Here is a 16,994-nt window from a genome sequence, read left to right as displayed (position 1 = left end):
ATCAGGTCCGGCCGAGCGCCGCGCCGAGCGCCCCGGACGCCGCGGTCAGGTCCGGCGGTGCCACCCCCGCGGCGATCTTCAGCAGCGCGGCGCGCAGCATGTCGGACGCGCGGGCGTGCGCGTCGAGCCCGCCTTCGGCGAGCGGCATGCCGTGCGCGGTACGGCGCCATGCCAGCCCGAGCGTGTCGGCCAGCAGCGCCGCATGACCGAGCCCGAGCGCGCATGCGGCCGTACCGACCCGGTAGGCGGCCGCGGATGCGCGCCATGCCGCCCCCGCATCGGCGGCGGCAGGATCGACGGCCAGATCGGCCATCGATGCGTCGGCCGTCTGCAGGAAATCCTCATACGCATGAGCGTTGACGGTCACGACGCCGAGCATGCGGGTGGGCGCCGCCGCGACCGCATCACGCTCGGCGCGCGCAGCGTCGGCCTCCCACAGCGCCTCGGACGCGGGCGTGCCGGCGACGTGCCAGTCCACGGTCAGCCCATAGTCGTGCAGCACGTCGACGAGCGCGACGTCTTCCGCGGCTGCGCCGAACAGCGCGAAATCGCGCCACAGCAGCGCAACCGTCTCGCGCACGAGCGCCGGCGGCGCACTGCACCTGCCCTGCGCGTGCTCGCCGAGCAGCAGGTTGGTGCGTGCGAGGAAACGCTTCAGTTCGGGCGCGGCGCTGGCGCGCAGCGCGCGCAGGCACGCGGCGGCGAGCCGCCAGAAATCGTACGGCGCGCCGTCGGCCAGCGCGGTCAGGATCGTGTCGAGTTCGTCGAGCGCCGCGTCCGGCGTGCCGTGCGGCGCGCGCAGCACGCCGAGCAGCGCCTGCTCGTATCGGGCCCGCGCCCGGCTGGCGAATGCGTCGGGCAGCGCGCGCAGCGTCGCCGGCGGTATCGCGCGCCCGACGAGCGCCAGCACGTCGAGCGGCACGCTCGCGTGCAGGTCGGCCGCGCTTTGCGCACGCAGCGCCCGGAAATGTTCGAACAGGATGGGCGAGCAGGCCAGCTCGCGCAGATTGTGGCGCTCGACCGCCGCGCGGAAATCGCGCAGCGCGAGGCGCCAGGCGGCGGAAGCCGGTTCGTCGGCGACCAGCGGCACCGCGGCGGCCAGTTGCCCGGCGAAACGGGCGGCTGGCAGCCAGCCGGCCTCCGCCAGCACGGCCGCGGCGGCCGACAGCGGCGCGGCCGCGTCGTCCCGCTGCTCGAATGCATCGGCGGCCGCCACGAGCCACGCGTCGGCCGCGCGCACGGCCCCGCCACGCGGGTTGGGCAGTGCGTCAGGGTGGGAAACGTTCGCCGGATCGGACGTCATGGACACGCGCGCCTATCATCGTCAAGTCGCTCGCGCCGGCCGCGGCGCGCGAGCGCCGGGCAACCGCGAGGCCGAAGCGGTGTGTCCGTGGGCCAAGGGTCCGGTCAGATCTGGACCATCTCGAAGTCTTCCTTGCGAGCGCCGCATTCGGGGCACGTCCAGTTGATCGGGACGTCTTCCCAGCGCGTGCCCGGGGCGATGCCCTCTTCGGGCAGCCCGGCTTCTTCGTCATAAATCCAGCCACAAATCAGGCACATCCAGCTCTTGTATTCCATCTTAAGCCGCGTCGGGGAAAAGTCGGTAAATTCGGGAGCCATGATGGTACCGTGTCGGGGCCGGACTGCCTAGCAATCGCACTGGAGTCCGACGACTACGTTGCGCTGCGCTAAAAATTCCGTCGTGCGGGCCGGATTCCGCCGCATAATGGCTGAAAAGTGCGGCCTGCCGGGCAACACGGGGCCCAAACGCCCGATTCGCCTCGCCGTCCGCAGCTCTGTCGCTTCCCCGTTTTTTTCTTGCCCCATTTTTACATGTCCAGCAACGCCCCTCCGATCGTCCTCACCTTCGGCCTGTCCGATCCCACCGGCGGCTCCGGCCTCCAAGCCGATCTGATGACCCTGGCGAGCATGGGCTGTCACGGCGTGTCCGTCCTGACGGGCTACACCGTGCGCGACTCCGCCGCCTGCGACGAAGTGACCGGTCTCGATCCCGATGTCGTCGCCGCCCAGGCGCGCATGCTGCTCGAGGACATGCCGGTCGCCGCGTTCAAGATCGGCGCCGCGACGCGCGCGGAAGTCGTGAGCGCGATCGCGGAAGTGGTCGCCGACTACGACGGCGTGCCGCTCGTGCTCGCACCGGACTTCACGCTCGACGACGAGCACGTGCTCGCCGCCGACGACCTGCGCGAATCGATCGCCGACCTGCTCGCGCCGCAGACGACGCTGCTGGTCGCCGACCACGCGACGCTGATCGCGCTCGCGCAGCCGGACGGCGATGCCGAGGCGCCGAATCTCGACGCGGCCGTGTCGCACCTGCTGTCGCAGGGCTGCGAGTACATCCTGTCGTCGGAAACGGGCTCGCACCGGCTCGTCAACACGCTGTACGGCGAGGAAGGCCAGCTTCGCGAAGACATGTGGGATCGCTCGCCGCACCGGCTGATGGGCATCACCGACACGCTCGGCGCGGCGATCGCGGCACTGCTCGCGAACGGCCAGGAGCCGCCCGAAGCGGTGCGCGAGGCGCAGGAATACCTGTATCAGGCCGTCCGCGACGCGTTCCGGCCCGGCATGGGCGCGTACCTGCCCGACCGGTTCTTCTGGGCGCGCAGCAATGACGAGGAAGGTGGGCGTCCGGTGACGGAAAGCAGCAAAAGCTCGCCGCGAATCGCCCGGCATTGACGCCCGCGCGGCGGCCCTGCGCCGCCGTTGCGCGGCCTGCGCTCGCTTCGGGGCGGCATGTCCGCCCCTTTTCGCGCGCGCATAAAAAAAGACCCGCATCGCTGCGGGTCTTTTTCTTTGGCTGGAACGCGCATCGCTGCGCGTTCCGGACACCATCGACCGAAGTCGATTACATGTCCATGCCCATGCCGCCCATGCCGCCCGGCATGCCGCCCGGCATCGGTGCGTCTTCCTTCGGCAGTTCTGCGACAGCTGCGTCCGTCGTCAGCAGCAGGCCTGCAACCGACGCTGCGTTCTGCAGTGCGGTGCGCGTGACCTTGGTCGGGTCAACGACGCCGGCTTCAACCATGTCGACGTACTCGCCCGTTGCTGCGTTGTAGCCGTAGTTGCCCGTGCCTGCAGCAACTGCCGCCACCACGACGCTCGCTTCTTCGCCACCGTTCGTGACGATCTGGCGCAGCGGCTCTTCCATTGCGCGCAGCACGATCTTGATGCCGGCGTTCTGGTCGGCGTTCGCGCCGGTCAGGCCTGCGATCGCGGTGCGAGCGCGGATCAGCGCAACGCCGCCGCCTGCCACGATGCCTTCTTCCACAGCTGCGCGCGTTGCGTGCAGTGCGTCTTCGACACGTGCCTTCTTTTCCTTCATTTCGACTTCGGTCGCAGCACCGACCTTGATCACTGCCACGCCGCCGGCCAGCTTGGCCACGCGCTCTTGCAGCTTTTCACGGTCGTAGTCCGACGTCGCTTCTTCGATTTGCGTGCGAACTTGCTTGACGCGCGCTTCGATGTTCACGGCTTCGCCTGCGCCGTCGATGATCGTCGTGTTTTCCTTGCCCACTTCGATGCGCTTCGCCTGGCCCAGTTCTGCCAGCGTTGCCTTCTCGAGCGTCAGGCCGGTTTCTTCCGCGACGACTTGACCGCCGGTCAGGATCGCGATGTCTTCCAGCATGGCCTTGCGGCGATCGCCGAAGCCCGGCGCCTTGACCGCAACGGTCTTCAGGATGCCGCGGATGTTGTTGACGACCAGCGTTGCGAGCGCTTCGCCTTCGACGTCTTCAGCGATGATCAGCAGCGGACGGCCAGCCTTCGCGACTTGCTCGAGCACCGGCAGCAGATCACGGATGTTCGACACCTTCTTGTCGTGCAGCAGCACGAACGGGTTGTCGAGGACGGCGACTTGCTTGTCCGGGTTGTTGATGAAGTACGGCGACAGGTAGCCGCGGTCGAACTGCATGCCTTCGACGACGTCGAGTTCGTCGGCGAGCGACTTGCCGTCTTCGACGGTGATCACGCCTTCCTTGCCGACCTTGTCCATCGCTTCAGCGATGCGATCGCCGATCGACGTGTCGCTGTTCGCCGAGATCGAGCCGACCTGTGCGATTTCCTTGTTCGTCGTGCACGGCTTGCTGATCTTCTTCAGCTCTTCGACAGCCGCTGCGACTGCCTTGTCGATGCCGCGCTTCAGGTCCATCGGGTTCATGCCCGATGCGACGTACTTCATGCCTTCGCGAACGATCGATTGCGCGAGGACGGTTGCCGTCGTCGTGCCGTCGCCTGCGTTGTCGCTGGTCTTGGAAGCGACTTCCTTGACCATTTGCGCGCCCATGTTCTGGAGCTTGTCCTTCAACTCGATTTCCTTCGCGACCGACACACCGTCCTTGGTGACCGTCGGGCCGCCGAAGCTGCGCTCGAGCACGACGTTGCGGCCCTTCGGACCCAGCGTGACCTTGACTGCGTTGGCGAGAATGTTCACGCCTTCGACCATCTTCGAACGGGCGGAATCGCCGAATACGACGTCTTTAGCTGCCATCTTCTAACTCCTTGAATTCTTGGGAATATGTACCGTCGGTGGACGCTTACTGCGCGTTGACCACGGCCATGATGTCTTCTTCGCGCATGACCAGCAGTTCCTGGCCGTCGACCTTGACGGTCTGACCAGCGTACTTGCCGAACAGCACGCGATCGCCGACCTTCACGTCGAGCGCGATCGCCGCGCCCTTGTCGTCGCGCTTGCCCGGGCCAACCGCGAGGATCTCGCCTTGATCCGGCTTCTCAGCAGCAGCTTCGGGGATCACGATGCCCGAGGCGGTCTTGGTTTCCTGATCCAGGCGCTTGACGATCACGCGATCGTGCAAAGGACGAAGGTTCATATTCACTCCTCTCTTGACTGAGATTGAAGAACGCTTAGGGAATCTGCCCGGCGGGTCGCCCGGCAGAGAATTGTTAGCACTCTCGTGCAGCGAGTGCTAATTATATGGACGGGTTTTGACAAATTCAAGAAGGGGAGCCAGAGGTTTTTTCGTGCGGGGCGGAACGATGGAAAAACGGGGATTGATTGAAAAATTTCATTAAAAACAATCACATAAACATCGATTCCGCACACCGGGAGCGGACGAGATACGGGATATCCCGACCCACGCCCCAATTGGACACAGGGCGAGCACCGAGTTCCCGCGGTCGTCCGGCATCGCTTGAATAGGGCTGCGCGGACGTGCCAAGGGCGCAAACTTCGGCCACGGGATCGTCACATGTCCGGACAGCCCACGACCGGCTGAAACGTCCGGCCGTCGGTCTCGACCGTCGCGCCGAGCAGCCGCGCGAGGCCTTTCGCGCCTTCGCGCATCACGACGTCGTGATTCCACGCGAACAGCGGGCGCGCGATCGGCTCCAGCCAGTTCATCCAGCGCTCGCGCGTGCGGATGTGCCAGTCGTAGCGCACGACGGTGCGCGCGCCGTCGCCGGCAAACGACCAGCGGCCGTCGCCTTCGATCGCGCCGCTCGCGCGGCCTTCGAGCACATGCGGCCGCTCGACGCGCAGCACGCGCATGTCGAAGGTCAGCCGGTACGGCAACGCGCCTTTCCATGTATATCGCTGCAGCGCGCCGACGCCGCGCGCGTCGCCGCGCTCGATCTCGACGGTCCGCACGGCACTCTTCCACCAGTCCGGCCAGCGATCGACCTGGTAGATCGCGTCCCAGACAGCCGCGAGCGGCGCGTCCACGCGCCACGTCGTCGAAAACCGGTATTCCGCCATGCTGCCTCCGGCGCGAATCAGAATCGGGGTCAAAAGCGCGATCAGGGCGAGAAAAATCGGGCGGGAAACGCGACGTCGATCTCGACGTCGTCGAGCGTCACCGTTTCGAGCGGCGCGCCGTCGTCGTCCGCGAAGCTGACGACCTTCAGCGGAAAGCCGTCCTCGGTGTCCAGCCACAGACGATAGCGATGCACGCCGTCGACCACGTGCGCGGGCGCGCCCGTCACCGATACGCGCAGCGTGGCGCGGCCGCCGAGGGTTTCCTTGCCTTCCGTCACGGTCGCACCGCCCTGCTGCAGCGCATGCACGTTGTGCAGCAGCACGCCGACGTCCGAACGGTCGACGCGATGGCCGCTGCGGTCGCGCAGCAGCGGATTGGACGGAGAGAGCGTCAGCGCCGGCAGCGCATGCTCGCCGAACGGACGCAGCCGCACCTTGCCGTTGCCGGGGTCGTACGCGAGCACCGCGCCGTGATGCGGCGACACGAAGTCCATCCGGACGAAACCGGGTTTCAAGTAGGCATAGTGGAATTCGGCATGCTCGCCGCTTCGCGCCGACGACCGGATCGTCGCGCGGTACGAATGGACCTGGTCGAAATGCGTCTGCGCGATGGTCACGGGATCGGCGGTCATGCTCGCTCCTATCAGGCTCGCGGCCAGCAACGCGGCGATCACGGCGCCGCCTCGACGTCGAGCACGCCTTCCATTCCGCGCTCGCGATGGCTGCGCAGGAACAGCAGCCGATGCGTGCAATAGTAGGCGAAGCGGCCGGGCGCCGTCGGCGTGAAGCGCAACGTGCGCGGCGTCGTGCCCAGCTCGGTATGCACCGCAATGCCGGCCTGCGGCGCGTCGATCTTGAAACTGTGCGGCACGACGCCCGGTTCGGCCGAGACGGTGAGTTCGACCGGCACGTGCGCGCGGACGATCACGTGACTCGGCCGAAAGAAATAGCTGCCGCCGACGATCGCCACCCGCTGCACGCCGTCGGCGTCGACCGGCACGCGCACCGGCGCATCGCCGTCCGCCCGCGCGAGCCCGGCGCCCGCCACGAGCGCCACCGCCACCATCACCGCCTTCGTGTTCATCGCTGGCTCCCTGCCGATGTCGCGCGCGTCAGCCCTTCCACGCGTCGGTCGGTCCGCCGAGCGCGCCGCATGCTTCGATCGCGAGCTCGCGCAGCCGTCGTTCGTCGGCGTGTCCGGAGAGCGCATAACCCATGCCGCGATCGGACCAGAAGTACGTATCGCGACCGCCGGCGGACATCGCCCGCGGCGCGAAGCGCCGCGCATCATAGGCCGTCATGTAGAGCGTCACGCGCTTGCCGTCCGCGCGCTGGTACATCAGTTGCGCGGCCGGCCCGGCGTCGCCCGGCAGCAGCCGGCCGCCCAGCAATGCATAGCCGTATTCGTCGAGCGACGGCGCACGCACGGGCCGCCCGAGACGCGCGGACAGCCACGCGGCAAGGCGCGCCGGATCGCGTGCGTCGACCTCGACCGGATGTTCGCGATCGGCCGCGTACACGGCATACGCGACGTCCGCGTGCGCGGCGAAGGCCGGCTCGGCGCCGAAGGTCGTCCAGCCCGCGTGCAGCGCGACGCCGATCACCAGCCCGGCCGCCAGCCCCGCGAATGCATACGCGACGCCGCGCCAACGCGGCACGCGCCGCTGCACGAACAGCGCGGGTGCGGCGGCCGGCAGCGGGAACAGCGCTTGCAGCGCGTCGCGCTGCGCGCGGTAATGCGCGAACCGGTCGGCTTCGCGCGGATCGGACGCCAGCCGTTCGAGCACCTCGCGGCGCTCCTGCCCGGACAGCTCGCCGTCGAGCAGCGCCGACAGCAGTTGCGCCGACGCGTCGGCTCCGCCGTCCCGATCGTTCGAAGGTTTGCGCGGATCGTCGTCCATCATGTCTTCCCGATCACCCGTAACGCGGCCGCGCCGCGCGCCGGCGGCTCGTCGGACAGCAGCGCACGCATCTGTTCACGCGCCCGCGACAGCCGCGACATCACCGTCCCCACCGGCACGCCGAGCACCTGCGCGGCGTCGCGGTAACTCAATTCCTCGAGCGCGACCAGCAGCAGCACCTCGCGCTGCTCGACGGGCAGCCGGTACAGCGCGCGCTGCACGTCGCGCAACAGCAGGCCGCCGATCTCGTCGGTCGGCGCGGCCATCGTCTGCCATGGCGCGGTCGCATCGTCGACCGCGATCTCGTGCCGCGCGCGCAGCTGGTCGATGAAGCGGTGACGCAGCAACGTCAGCAGCCACGCACGCAGGTTGCCGCCGTCGCGCGGCGGCCGGTTCAACGCGCGCTCGAGCGTGTCCTGCACGAGATCGTCCGCCCAGGCCCGGTCGCCCGTCAGCGCGCGCGCATATCGCGTGAGATGCGGCAACCACACCAGCAGGTCCGATTCGTAGCTCATCCGGATGCCTCGCGCGTCGCCGCGCCGTCAGTCCGTCGGTCGGTGTTCAGGGACGCGCGACGTGCCACATGCCGCCGATTCCGTCGCCGCCCGCGTCGCCGGCCTTTCGGTCCATCTTCCAGCGATACAGCGGACGGCCGTGGTACGCCCATTGCTTCTTCCCATCGTCGCGCGTGACGAGGCTCAGTGCACCCGACGCCTTGTCGTATCCGTCGGCAAGCGCCGGCGGCCAGTTGGCCGCGCAGGTGCCGGTGCAGGTGCTCTTGCCCGGCGCGTCGTGATCGAACACGTACAGCGTCATGTGATCTTCGTCGACCAGTTTCCCGTCACCGGCCTGCGGCGGCTCGGCGGCCGCGGGCCGCGCGATCGCGACCGTCAGTGCGACGGCGAACATCATCGTCTTCATTCCCGTTCTCCTTGGCATGGCGTCGCGGCACGATGCCGCCGGACGGGAGATCGACTTCTTCATGACCATTATCCCGCTGTCCGGCCGCGCCGAGACTCGGTATGTAAACGGACGAATCCGGCCAGTTATTCCATGCCGCCCCACGAAGCGGCGCCATTCCTCGCACGAAACACCTCGGGATCCCCAAGAAAAACGCGGCATGACATTGCTGTCATGCCGCGTCGTACGGCCCGTTGCACGCGGCAGGCGATGGATCGCCGCCGCGCGCTCCGGCCGGTTACTTCGGCAATGCGCCAGTCACCGCCTGCAGCAGCGTCGACACCGGTGCGAGCGGGTTGTTCGCGGAGCCGTTGCCCGAGTGCGGCGTGACCGACAGGCTCGGCGTGGAACCCAGCGCCGCGCCCAGCGTCGTGCCGACGGCATTGACGACCGTTGCCGTCGCGTTGCCGGTCGTCGACACCAGTGAACCAGTCGCGCCCGCCGTGCTGCCGGCCGCGCTCGCGCCGGAGCCGAGCAGGCTGCCGCCCGCCGCAGCCGTCGAACCGGCCGCGCCCGACAGCGCGCCGGCCGCCTGCCCGAGGGCTGCCGGACCGTTCGCGAGGGCGCCCGTCACCGAACCGAGTGCACCGGTCAGTGCGCCGGCCGGGTTGCTGCCGCCTGTCAGACCGCCGACGAGGTTCGTGATCGGCGCGATCGGGTTGCCGCCTGCGCCCGACAGCGTGCCGACGACCTGGTTCACGACACCTTGCACCGGCGCCAGCGGATTCGTACCGCCGAGGTTGCCGAGTGCGCCCGTTACCGAACTGACTGCGTTGCTCAGTGCGGCTGCCGGGTTGCCGCTGCCGAGCGTGCCGACCACCTGGTTCACGACGCCTTGCACCGGGGCCAGCGGGTTCGTGCCACCGAGATTGCCGAGTGCACCCGTCACCGAATTCACCGCGTTGCTCAGTGCGGCTGCCGGGTTGCTGCCACCGAGCGTGCCGACCACCTGGTTCACGACGCCTTGAACCGGGGCCAGCGGGTTCGTGCCGCCGAGATTGCCGAGCGCGCTCGTGACCGAACCGAGCGCACCGGTCAGCGCGCCGGCCGCATTGCCACCCGTCGGCAGTGCGTTCTGCAGGCCGCTGACGAGGTTCGTGATCGGCGCGATCGGGCTGCCGCCGCCGGCGCCCGACAACGTGCCGACGACCTGGTTCACGACGCCCTGCACCGGCGCCAACGGGTTCGTGCCGCCGAGGTTGCCGAGCGCGCCCGTCATCGAGTTCACGGCGTCCGTCAGTGCACTGGCCGGGTTGCCGTTGCCAAGCGTGCCGGCGAGTTGCGTGACGGCGCCTTGCACCGGTGCCAGCGGGCTCGACGCGCCACCGATGTTGCCGAGCGTCCCCGTGATCGTATTGACCGCATTGCTCAGCGCACCGGCAGGATTGCCGTTGCCCACCGTGCCCGTGACCTGGTCGACGACGTTCTGGATCGGTGTCAGCGGGTTCGTGCCGCCGACGTTACCCAGTGCGCCCGTGACCGTGCCGAGAGCACCGGTCAACGCACCTGCCGGGTTACCGCCGCCGAGCGCGCCCGTCACTTGATTCACCACGCCTTGAACCGGCGCCAGCGGGTTTGCACCGCCGCCCACGTTACCCAGTGCACCCGTGACCGTGCCCAGCGCACCGGTCAAGGCGCCTGCCGGGTTGCCACCGCCGAGCGCGCCCGTCACTTGGTTGACGGCGCCTTGAACCGGCGCCAGCGGGTTCGTGCCGCCGCCAACGCTACCCAGTGCACCCGTGACCGTGCCCAGCGCACCCGTCAACGCACCGGCGGGGTTGCCGCCACCGAGCGCGCCCGTCACTTGATTCACCACGCCCTGCACCGGCGCCAGCGGATTCGCGCCGCCGCCAACGCTACCCAGTGCGCCCGTGACCGTGCCCAACGCGCCGGTCAAGGCACCTGCCGGATTGCCGCCGCCGAGCGCCCCCGTCACTTGATTGACGACGCCTTGAACCGGTGCCAGCGGGTTTGCACCGCCGCCGACGTTGCCCAGTGCACCCGTGACCGTGCCCAACGCGCCGGTCAACGCACCCGCCGGATTGCCGCCGCCCAGCGCGCCTGTCACTTGATTGACGACGCCTTGAACCGGCGCCAGCGGGTTTGCACCGCCACCGACGTTACCCAGCGCACCCGTCACCGTGCCCAGCGCGCCGGTCAACGCACCTGCCGGGTTGCCGCCACCGAGCGCGCCCGTCACTTGATTCACCGCGCCTTGAACCGGCGCCAGCGGATTCACCCCACCGCCGACGCTACCCAGCGCGCCCGTCACCGTACCAACCGCATTGCTCAACGTCCCCGTCGCCGTGCCCAACGCGCCAGTCAACGCACCTGCCGGATTGCCGCCACCAAGCGCCCCCGTCACCTGGTTCACCACGCCTTGCACCGGCGCGAGCGGCGTCACCGTGCCGCCAGCGCCGCCGAGCGCGCCTTGCAGCGCGTTCACCGCGCCCGACAAGGCTTGCGCCGGATTGCCGAGCGACGTCTGGATCGCGCCCGATCCGCCCGCCGCCACGGTGACCGAACCCAGCGGCGACGTGCCGGTCGCGGCCAGCCCGATCGAGACGCTGTTCGTCGGCGGATTCACGATTACCTGCGGAAGCGGCAGCGCATCGAGCGTCCCCGCGATAGCCGAACCGGAAGCCAGTACCCCGAACACCGTCGCGACCGACAGCGCCACACCCGTCAATTTAAGCTTTTGTCCCATCTTTACCCCATCTCGGTTGGCACTACGTTGATAAAGCATGGGGACGGATTGCACGAAGTGTGCCACCCGGTTAAAGCGGATTGATTCGTCGGCCCATTGCAAGCCAATAACGGTTTTATATGGATTTCAGGGCAAATAAACGGTTCGCACAGCGATAATCATCTGATGAATAAGGTGTCTGGTGCGCGGATGTAACGTAACGTTTGCGAGGCCCGAAGTAACGTGTTCCGGTACATTCCGTGCCACATCGGAACGTCCGGCACGAAAGCGCCGCCGGATTGCCCGGCCAAATCGCCTGTTTCGCATTTCATTTTCATGAAAATGCATTAATAAATCGCTTGTTTACCGATTTTCTTATTTAGCGATTTCTTTCCGATCAATTACGCAGACAATTTCCATTCGCGCGACCGCGGATAATGCGGATTACCAAATGAAAAAATGTGACGGCCGCACCGGGGCGGCCGTCATATCGAAACGCGCTCAGCCGAAGCGCGCGGGTCGGTATGGATGTGGATCGATGTAGGTCGGCTCGCCCGTCATCATCTCGGCAAGCAGACGCCCGGTCGCGGGTCCGAGCGTGAGCCCGTGGTGACAATGGCCGAACGCGAACCACAGATGACGATGGCGCGGCGCAGGCCCGATCACCGGACGCATGTCGGGTGTGCACGGCCGCATCCCGAGCCACGGCGCCGGATCGAGCCGCTCGCCGATGCCGAACGCGTCGCGCGCCAGCGGCTCGGCGCGCGCGAGCTGCACGCCGGTCGGCGGCGCGCCGCGCAACGCGATCTCGACGCCGGTGGTGAGCCGCAGGCGGCCGCCCTCCATCGGCGCAACGACGAAACCCGCCTCGGTATCGCACACGGGCACGTTCAGCGACGCACGGGTCGGCCGGTAATGCATGTGATAGCCGCGCTTCGCGCGCAGCGGAATCCGGTAGCCGAGCGGCGCGAACACGTGATCGGACCACGGCCCGAGCGCGACCACGGCCGAGCGGGCCGCGATCGGCCCATGCTCGGTTTTGACCTGCCAGCCGTCGCTCACCTGCGCGAGCGTCGTCGCGTCGCCGTGCACGAACGTGCCGCCGTCGCGCTCGAACAGCCGCGCGTACGCCTTCGTGAGGCCCCCGGGGCTCGACACGGTCTTCGGGTCCTGCCAGTGGAATGCGCCGCAGAATGCGTCGCCGATGCCGGGCTCGCGTTCGCGCAACGCGCGCGCGTCGAGGACGCGCATCCGCAACCCATGCGCGTCGGCCACCCGCTGCTGCGCGCGCGTTTCCGCGTCGAACAGCGCCGGCGAACGGAACGCCTCGATCCACCCGCCGTCATGCACGAGCGGCTGCGCGTCGGTACGCGCGAGCAGCGCGTCGTGCTCGACGACGCTCGCCGCGACGAGCGGCAGCATGTCGCGCGCGGCGGCCGCGAGCCGCTGCCGCGACGATTCGCGCCAGAAGCGCGCGAGCCAGCCCGCATACGCGGGCAATGCCTTGTAATCCCAGTAGAGATCGACCGAGCGGTTGCGTGCGTAGCGCAGCAGCGTGCCGAGACGGCGCGGGAACGCGTACGGCACGACCGACGAGCGCTCGATCAGCCCGGCATTGCCGTGGCTCGTCTCCTCGCCGGGCGCGCGCCGGTCGACGAGCGCGACGCGCAGCCCGCGATCCTGCAGATGCAGCGCCGACGACACGCCGACGATGCCGGCCCCCAGAACGATGACGTCGAAATCCATGCTTCCCCGTACTGCGTCGAGATTCGGTGCGACGCGCGCCGACACCGCGGCCGGCGCGCGGCCAGGCTTACTTCGCGACGATGTCGCGCTTGAAGTACTTCTGCGACAGCGCGCTCAGCGTGCCGTCCTTCTTCAGCGCGTCCAGCGCGCCGACGATCTTCGCCTGCAGCGCCTTGTCGCCCTTGCGCATCCCGAAGCCGGTGCCTTCGCCGAGCGTCGCGGGATCCTTCAGCGCGTCGCCGACGATTTGATAGTCGCGGCCGGCCGGCTTGTCGAGGAAACCGTCCTGCGCGGTCTGCGCCTCCTGCACGGCCGCGTCGAGACGCCCGGCGACGAGATCGGCATAAATCTGGTCCTGATCCTGGTACGACACGACGGCCACACCCGCATTCGCCCAGTGCGCCTTCAGGAAATCCTCCTGCGACGAGCCCTGCAGCACGCCGACGTGCTTGCCGCGCAGGCTCGCGGCATCGGGCCGCAGCGGCGAGCCGCGGTGCGCGACCATCACGATTGGCACCACGTAGATCGCCGGCGTGAAGTCGATGCTCTGCTTGCGTTTCGCGGTGATGTTCATCGCCGAATTGATCGCGTCGAACTTGCGCGCCTGCAGCGCCGGGATCAGCCCGTCGAACGCATTCTCGACCCACACGCACTTCATGTTCAGCTTCGCGCACACCGCATTGCCGATGTCGACGTCGAAACCCTGCAGCTGGCCGGCCGGCGTCTTGCTCTCGAACGGCGGATACGCGGCTTCGATCCCGAAGCGCAGCGTGGTCTGTTCCGCGTGGGCCGTGACGGCCGCGCACGCAAGCGCCGCGACGGCGCAGAGGGAAAGCTTCCAGTTCATGACGGATGTCCTTCGATTCCGGATTGAGGCGATGAAGACCGGTCATCGTGCGACGGCACGCCGGTCTGCACGCGAAAATATAGACTCTTAGTCTACTATAGACTATAGGGGATACGATAATCTGGCGCTCACGCAGTCCCGTGAGATGCCGTCGGCCATGCTCCGCGTCGTTGATTTATCGATGTTTTTTCCGAGGAAATCGACTCCTCCCGCTCCTGAAAAGAAAAATTCACCCAACTTATTTTGTCTATATTAGACTTTTAGTCCATCACGAACACCGCCGGACGCGCTATTTGGAGACTGTCCTGTCCGGCCCCGACCGGAGAAGTCCCATGACGCAACCCGCCCCGACCCTGCCGCTGACCGTCGACGAAGCCGCGGTGCGCGCGGCGCTGCCGTCGCTCGACGTGCTCGGCACGCTGCGCCGCATGTTCGCGTCGCTCGCGTCGGCCCGCGCGGTGCAGCCGCCGCAGACGCTCACGCTGTTCCCCGAGCAGGCCGGCGATTTCATCACGTATCTCGGCGCGCTCGCCGACGAGCAGGTGTTCGGCGCGAAGCTGTCGCCGTACGTCGTGACCGGCGGCAAACCGATCGTCACCGCATGGACCGCGCTGATGTCGATGCGCACCGGCCAGCCGCTGATGTGGTGCGACGCGGGGCTGCTGACGGTCGAGCGCACGGCCGGCACGACGGCGCTCGCGGTCGACTGCCTCGCGCCGCGCGACGCCCGCCGGCTCGCCGTGATCGGCACGGGCGCGGTCGGCCTCGCGCATCTGCGCCACACCGCGGCGTTGCGCGACTGGGCATCGATCAGCGTTCATTCGCCCGCGCTCGCCGGCGACCCGGCGCTGCAGGCGGCGCTCGCGCGGATCGATCCGCGGGCCCGTGCGGCCGCCAGCGTCGAGGCGTGCGTGCGCGACGCGGACGTCGTGATGCTGTGCACGTCGTCAGGCACGCCGGTGCTCGCCGACGGCATGCTCACGCGCCCCACGCTCGTCACGTCGATCAGCACCAACGTCGCGCGCGCGCACGAAATCCCGCCCGCGTGGCTGCCCGACATGGACGTGTATTGCGACTACCGGCACACGACGCCCGCGAGCGCGGGCGAGATGCAGATCGCGGCGGCCGGGCACGGCTGGACGCCCGAGCGGATCGTCGGCGACCTGCCCGCGCTCGTCGCCGGCACCTGCGCGGCGCCGTCGCGCACGCGTCATGCATTCTTCCGCTCGATCGGCCTCGGGCTCGAGGACATCGCGATCGCACATGCGCTGTACACGCATCTGACGCGCGCATGAGCGGTGCGCGCACGCGGGGCCGATACAATGGCGCAACCGCCGCGGCGGCAGCGCGCGGGCGCACGGAGCAGCCGGTCGACGGCACGCCGGCGCGCCGCGCCGACGCACCGCCCGGCCCCCGCTCACCCGAGATGGCGATTCCGATGCGCAAGAAGCAATCCCCCGTCAAAGACCTGCTGCTCACCCGCTATGCACCGATCGCCGACGGCATCGCGGCGCTGTTCTTCCCGTATGCGGAAGTCGTGATCCACGACCTGCACGACCAGACCGTGCTGTATCTCGCGAACAACCTGTCGAAGCGCGAGGTCGGCGACGACTCCGCACTCGAGGAAATCGATCATTCGGCGCGCGAGCGCGTGATCGGTCCGTACGAAAAGCTGAACTGGGACGGCCGGCGGATGCGTTGCGTGAGCAACGTGCTGTTCGACGACGAAGGCCGCCCGGCCGGGATGATGTGCATCAACTTCAACATCGCGGTGTTCGACGACGTCCGCGCGACACTCGACGTCTTCATCAAGGGCGCGGGCATCGTCGCGCAACCGGACGAGCTGTTCCGCGACGACTGGCAGGAACGCATCAACACGTTCCTGCACGGCTGGCTGCGCGAGCGGCAGGTCGGCTTGAACGGGCTCACGCGCGAGCACCGGCGCGAGCTCGTCGAGGCGCTGTACGCGGAAGGCGCGTTCCGCGGCAAGAGCGCCGCGAACTACGTCGCGAACGTGCTCGGGATGGGGCGCGCGACCGTCTACAAGCACCTGAAGCATCTGAAGGAAACGCAGGGCGACGTGTAAGCGGCGCACGCAGCGGGCGGCGCCACAACTGGCATCGACAATCGCTACCGGGACACCCGGTCCGTGACTATGCTTCGTGAAGCATCCGGGCCGCCCCGCTCCGCCCGGGCGAGCCGACGAAGCATCGAAGCATAAAGTGATATAGTCCCGGTTACATTTATTTGCCGCCCCGGACCGCTCATGACGACCACCCCTGCCCCGACTGCCCGCCCGATCCTGACCGTCGAAATCTGGTCCGACCTGATCTGCCCATGGTGCTGGATCGGCAAGCGCCGCTTCGACGAGGCGCTCGCCGCGTTCGCGCACGCCGAGCACGTCGACGTCGCGCTGCGCGCGTACCGGCTGATGCCGGGCCAGCCGGTCGAACCGGTCGAGGCGATGCTCGCGGGCAAGTACCGGATGTCGCCCGCGCAGGTCGACCAGATGCTGCGTCAGGTGACGGATGCGGCCGCGAGCGTCGGGCTGAGCTACGACCTGCCCGGCACGTTCGTCGGCGACACGCTCGACGGTCACCGGCTCGTGAAACTCGCGGAGGCCACCGGCCGTGCGCATGCGCTGACCGAGCGGCTGTACCGCGCCTATTTCTGCGAGCACGGCTCGCTGTTCGACCACGCGTCGCTGATCGACTTCGCGGTCGAAGCGGGGCTCGAGCGCTCGGCCGTCGAAGCCGTGCTGCGCAGCGACGCGTACCGCGACGAAGTCGAGGCCGACATCGCGCGCGCGGCGCAGATCGGCGGACGCGGCGTGCCGCTGTTCGTGTTCGGCGGCCGCTACGCGGTATCGGGCGCCCAGCCGGCCGACGTGTTCGCGCAGGCGCTCGAGCAGGCGTGGCGCGACGGCGCCATCGTCGAATTCGCCGGCGACGACGCCGCCGCGTGCGGCCCCGACGGCTGCGAACTGCCGCCGCGCGGATAATCTCCGGCGCCGCGCGACGCGCGCCGCCGCTACGCGTCGCTCCTGCCATAAACCGGCAGGAAGCGCGCGCGAATGACGCCTACAATGCAGCCTTTCAAATAACTATCAGAGAGAAGGCG

At 68.3% G+C, this 16,994-nt stretch carries 17 protein-coding genes; 4 read left to right on the top strand and 13 right to left on the bottom strand.

Going from position 1 to position 16,994, the window contains the following annotated elements; genetic code table 11:
* Window position 1: 1 nt before the first annotated feature.
* Complete coding sequence (locus WS87_RS04990) at window positions 2-1,303, bottom strand: hypothetical protein (protein ID WP_059820148.1); 1,302 nt, start codon at window positions 1,301-1,303, stop codon at window positions 2-4.
* Window positions 1,304-1,407: 104 nt separating this feature from the next.
* On the bottom strand, window positions 1,408-1,578 hold the full coding sequence (locus WS87_RS04985; protein WP_004186709.1) for a rubredoxin: 171 nt from the start codon (window positions 1,576-1,578) through the stop codon (window positions 1,408-1,410).
* A 255-nt stretch (window positions 1,579-1,833) separates the two neighbouring features.
* On the opposite strand from WS87_RS04985, the gene WS87_RS04980 reads away from it, so the two are divergent.
* Complete coding sequence (locus WS87_RS04980; RefSeq protein ID WP_059466951.1) at window positions 1,834-2,700, top strand: hydroxymethylpyrimidine/phosphomethylpyrimidine kinase; 867 nt, start codon at window positions 1,834-1,836, stop codon at window positions 2,698-2,700.
* Between the two features lie 169 nt (window positions 2,701-2,869).
* On the opposite strand, the gene groL is transcribed toward WS87_RS04980, so the two are convergent.
* From groL to WS87_RS04920, 11 genes are all read right to left on the bottom strand, one after another.
* Window positions 2,870-4,510 (bottom strand): chaperonin GroEL, encoded by a 1,641-nt coding sequence (groL, locus tag WS87_RS04975; protein ID WP_044846298.1) that lies wholly within the window; start codon window positions 4,508-4,510, stop codon window positions 2,870-2,872.
* A gap of 46 nt (window positions 4,511-4,556) precedes the next feature.
* Complete coding sequence (gene groES, locus WS87_RS04970) at window positions 4,557-4,850, bottom strand: co-chaperone GroES (protein WP_014897904.1); 294 nt, start codon at window positions 4,848-4,850, stop codon at window positions 4,557-4,559.
* A 374-nt stretch (window positions 4,851-5,224) separates the two neighbouring features.
* Window positions 5,225-5,734: an SRPBCC family protein gene (locus WS87_RS04965; protein ID WP_059820147.1), complete on the bottom strand. Its 510-nt coding sequence runs from the start codon at window positions 5,732-5,734 to the stop codon at window positions 5,225-5,227.
* Between the two features lie 41 nt (window positions 5,735-5,775).
* On the bottom strand, window positions 5,776-6,408 hold the full coding sequence (locus WS87_RS04960; RefSeq protein WP_059530409.1) for a LolA family protein: 633 nt from the start codon (window positions 6,406-6,408) through the stop codon (window positions 5,776-5,778).
* Window positions 6,405-6,818, bottom strand: a complete 414-nt coding sequence (locus WS87_RS04955) for a hypothetical protein (protein ID WP_059820146.1) — start codon at window positions 6,816-6,818, stop codon at window positions 6,405-6,407. Before WS87_RS04955 ends, WS87_RS04960 begins: the two co-directional genes overlap by 4 nt.
* Window positions 6,819-6,846: 28 nt before the next feature.
* Entirely contained in the window at window positions 6,847-7,635 is a 789-nt protein-coding gene (locus WS87_RS04950) for an anti-sigma factor family protein (protein WP_059820145.1), read from the bottom strand.
* On the bottom strand, window positions 7,635-8,150 hold the full coding sequence (locus WS87_RS04945) for a sigma-70 family RNA polymerase sigma factor (protein ID WP_059530417.1): 516 nt from the start codon (window positions 8,148-8,150) through the stop codon (window positions 7,635-7,637). Before WS87_RS04945 ends, WS87_RS04950 begins: the two co-directional genes overlap by 1 nt.
* Before the next feature lie 46 nt (window positions 8,151-8,196).
* Window positions 8,197-8,556 carry a COG4315 family predicted lipoprotein gene (locus tag WS87_RS04940; RefSeq protein WP_059820144.1) on the bottom strand — a complete coding sequence of 120 codons (360 nt, stop codon included), beginning with the start codon at window positions 8,554-8,556 and terminating at the stop codon, window positions 8,197-8,199.
* A gap of 277 nt (window positions 8,557-8,833) precedes the next feature.
* The gene (locus tag WS87_RS04935) at window positions 8,834-11,302 is read right to left on the bottom strand and encodes a beta strand repeat-containing protein (RefSeq protein WP_059820143.1); all 2,469 of its coding nucleotides are present in this window, start codon (window positions 11,300-11,302) and stop codon (window positions 8,834-8,836) included.
* Between the two features lie 480 nt (window positions 11,303-11,782).
* Window positions 11,783-13,027: an NAD(P)/FAD-dependent oxidoreductase gene (locus WS87_RS04925; RefSeq protein ID WP_059820142.1), complete on the bottom strand. Its 1,245-nt coding sequence runs from the start codon at window positions 13,025-13,027 to the stop codon at window positions 11,783-11,785.
* A gap of 67 nt (window positions 13,028-13,094) precedes the next feature.
* Window positions 13,095-13,874: an ABC transporter substrate-binding protein gene (locus tag WS87_RS04920; RefSeq protein WP_059530430.1), complete on the bottom strand. Its 780-nt coding sequence runs from the start codon at window positions 13,872-13,874 to the stop codon at window positions 13,095-13,097.
* A gap of 332 nt (window positions 13,875-14,206) precedes the next feature.
* Between WS87_RS04920 and WS87_RS04915 the strand changes: the two genes are divergently transcribed.
* The 3 genes from WS87_RS04915 to WS87_RS04905 all read left to right on the top strand — a co-directional run bounded on the left by WS87_RS04915 (window position 14,207) and on the right by WS87_RS04905 (window position 16,875).
* Window positions 14,207-15,169: an ornithine cyclodeaminase family protein gene (locus WS87_RS04915; RefSeq protein WP_059820141.1), complete on the top strand. Its 963-nt coding sequence runs from the start codon at window positions 14,207-14,209 to the stop codon at window positions 15,167-15,169.
* On the top strand, window positions 15,166-15,960 hold the full coding sequence (locus WS87_RS04910; protein ID WP_059530436.1) for a helix-turn-helix transcriptional regulator: 795 nt from the start codon (window positions 15,166-15,168) through the stop codon (window positions 15,958-15,960). Before WS87_RS04915 ends, WS87_RS04910 begins: the two co-directional genes overlap by 4 nt.
* A 180-nt stretch (window positions 15,961-16,140) precedes the next feature.
* The gene (locus WS87_RS04905; RefSeq protein WP_059530439.1) at window positions 16,141-16,875 is read left to right on the top strand and encodes a DsbA family oxidoreductase; all 735 of its coding nucleotides are present in this window, start codon (window positions 16,141-16,143) and stop codon (window positions 16,873-16,875) included.
* Window positions 16,876-16,994: the final 119 nt, after the last annotated feature.

Origin of the sequence: Burkholderia sp. MSMB0856 (assembly GCF_001524645.2) — a bacterium.
Classification (GTDB): domain Bacteria; phylum Pseudomonadota; class Gammaproteobacteria; order Burkholderiales; family Burkholderiaceae; genus Burkholderia; species Burkholderia diffusa.
Note: the sequence above shows the minus strand (reverse complement) of the source record. Positions and strands in the feature narration are given on the sequence as shown.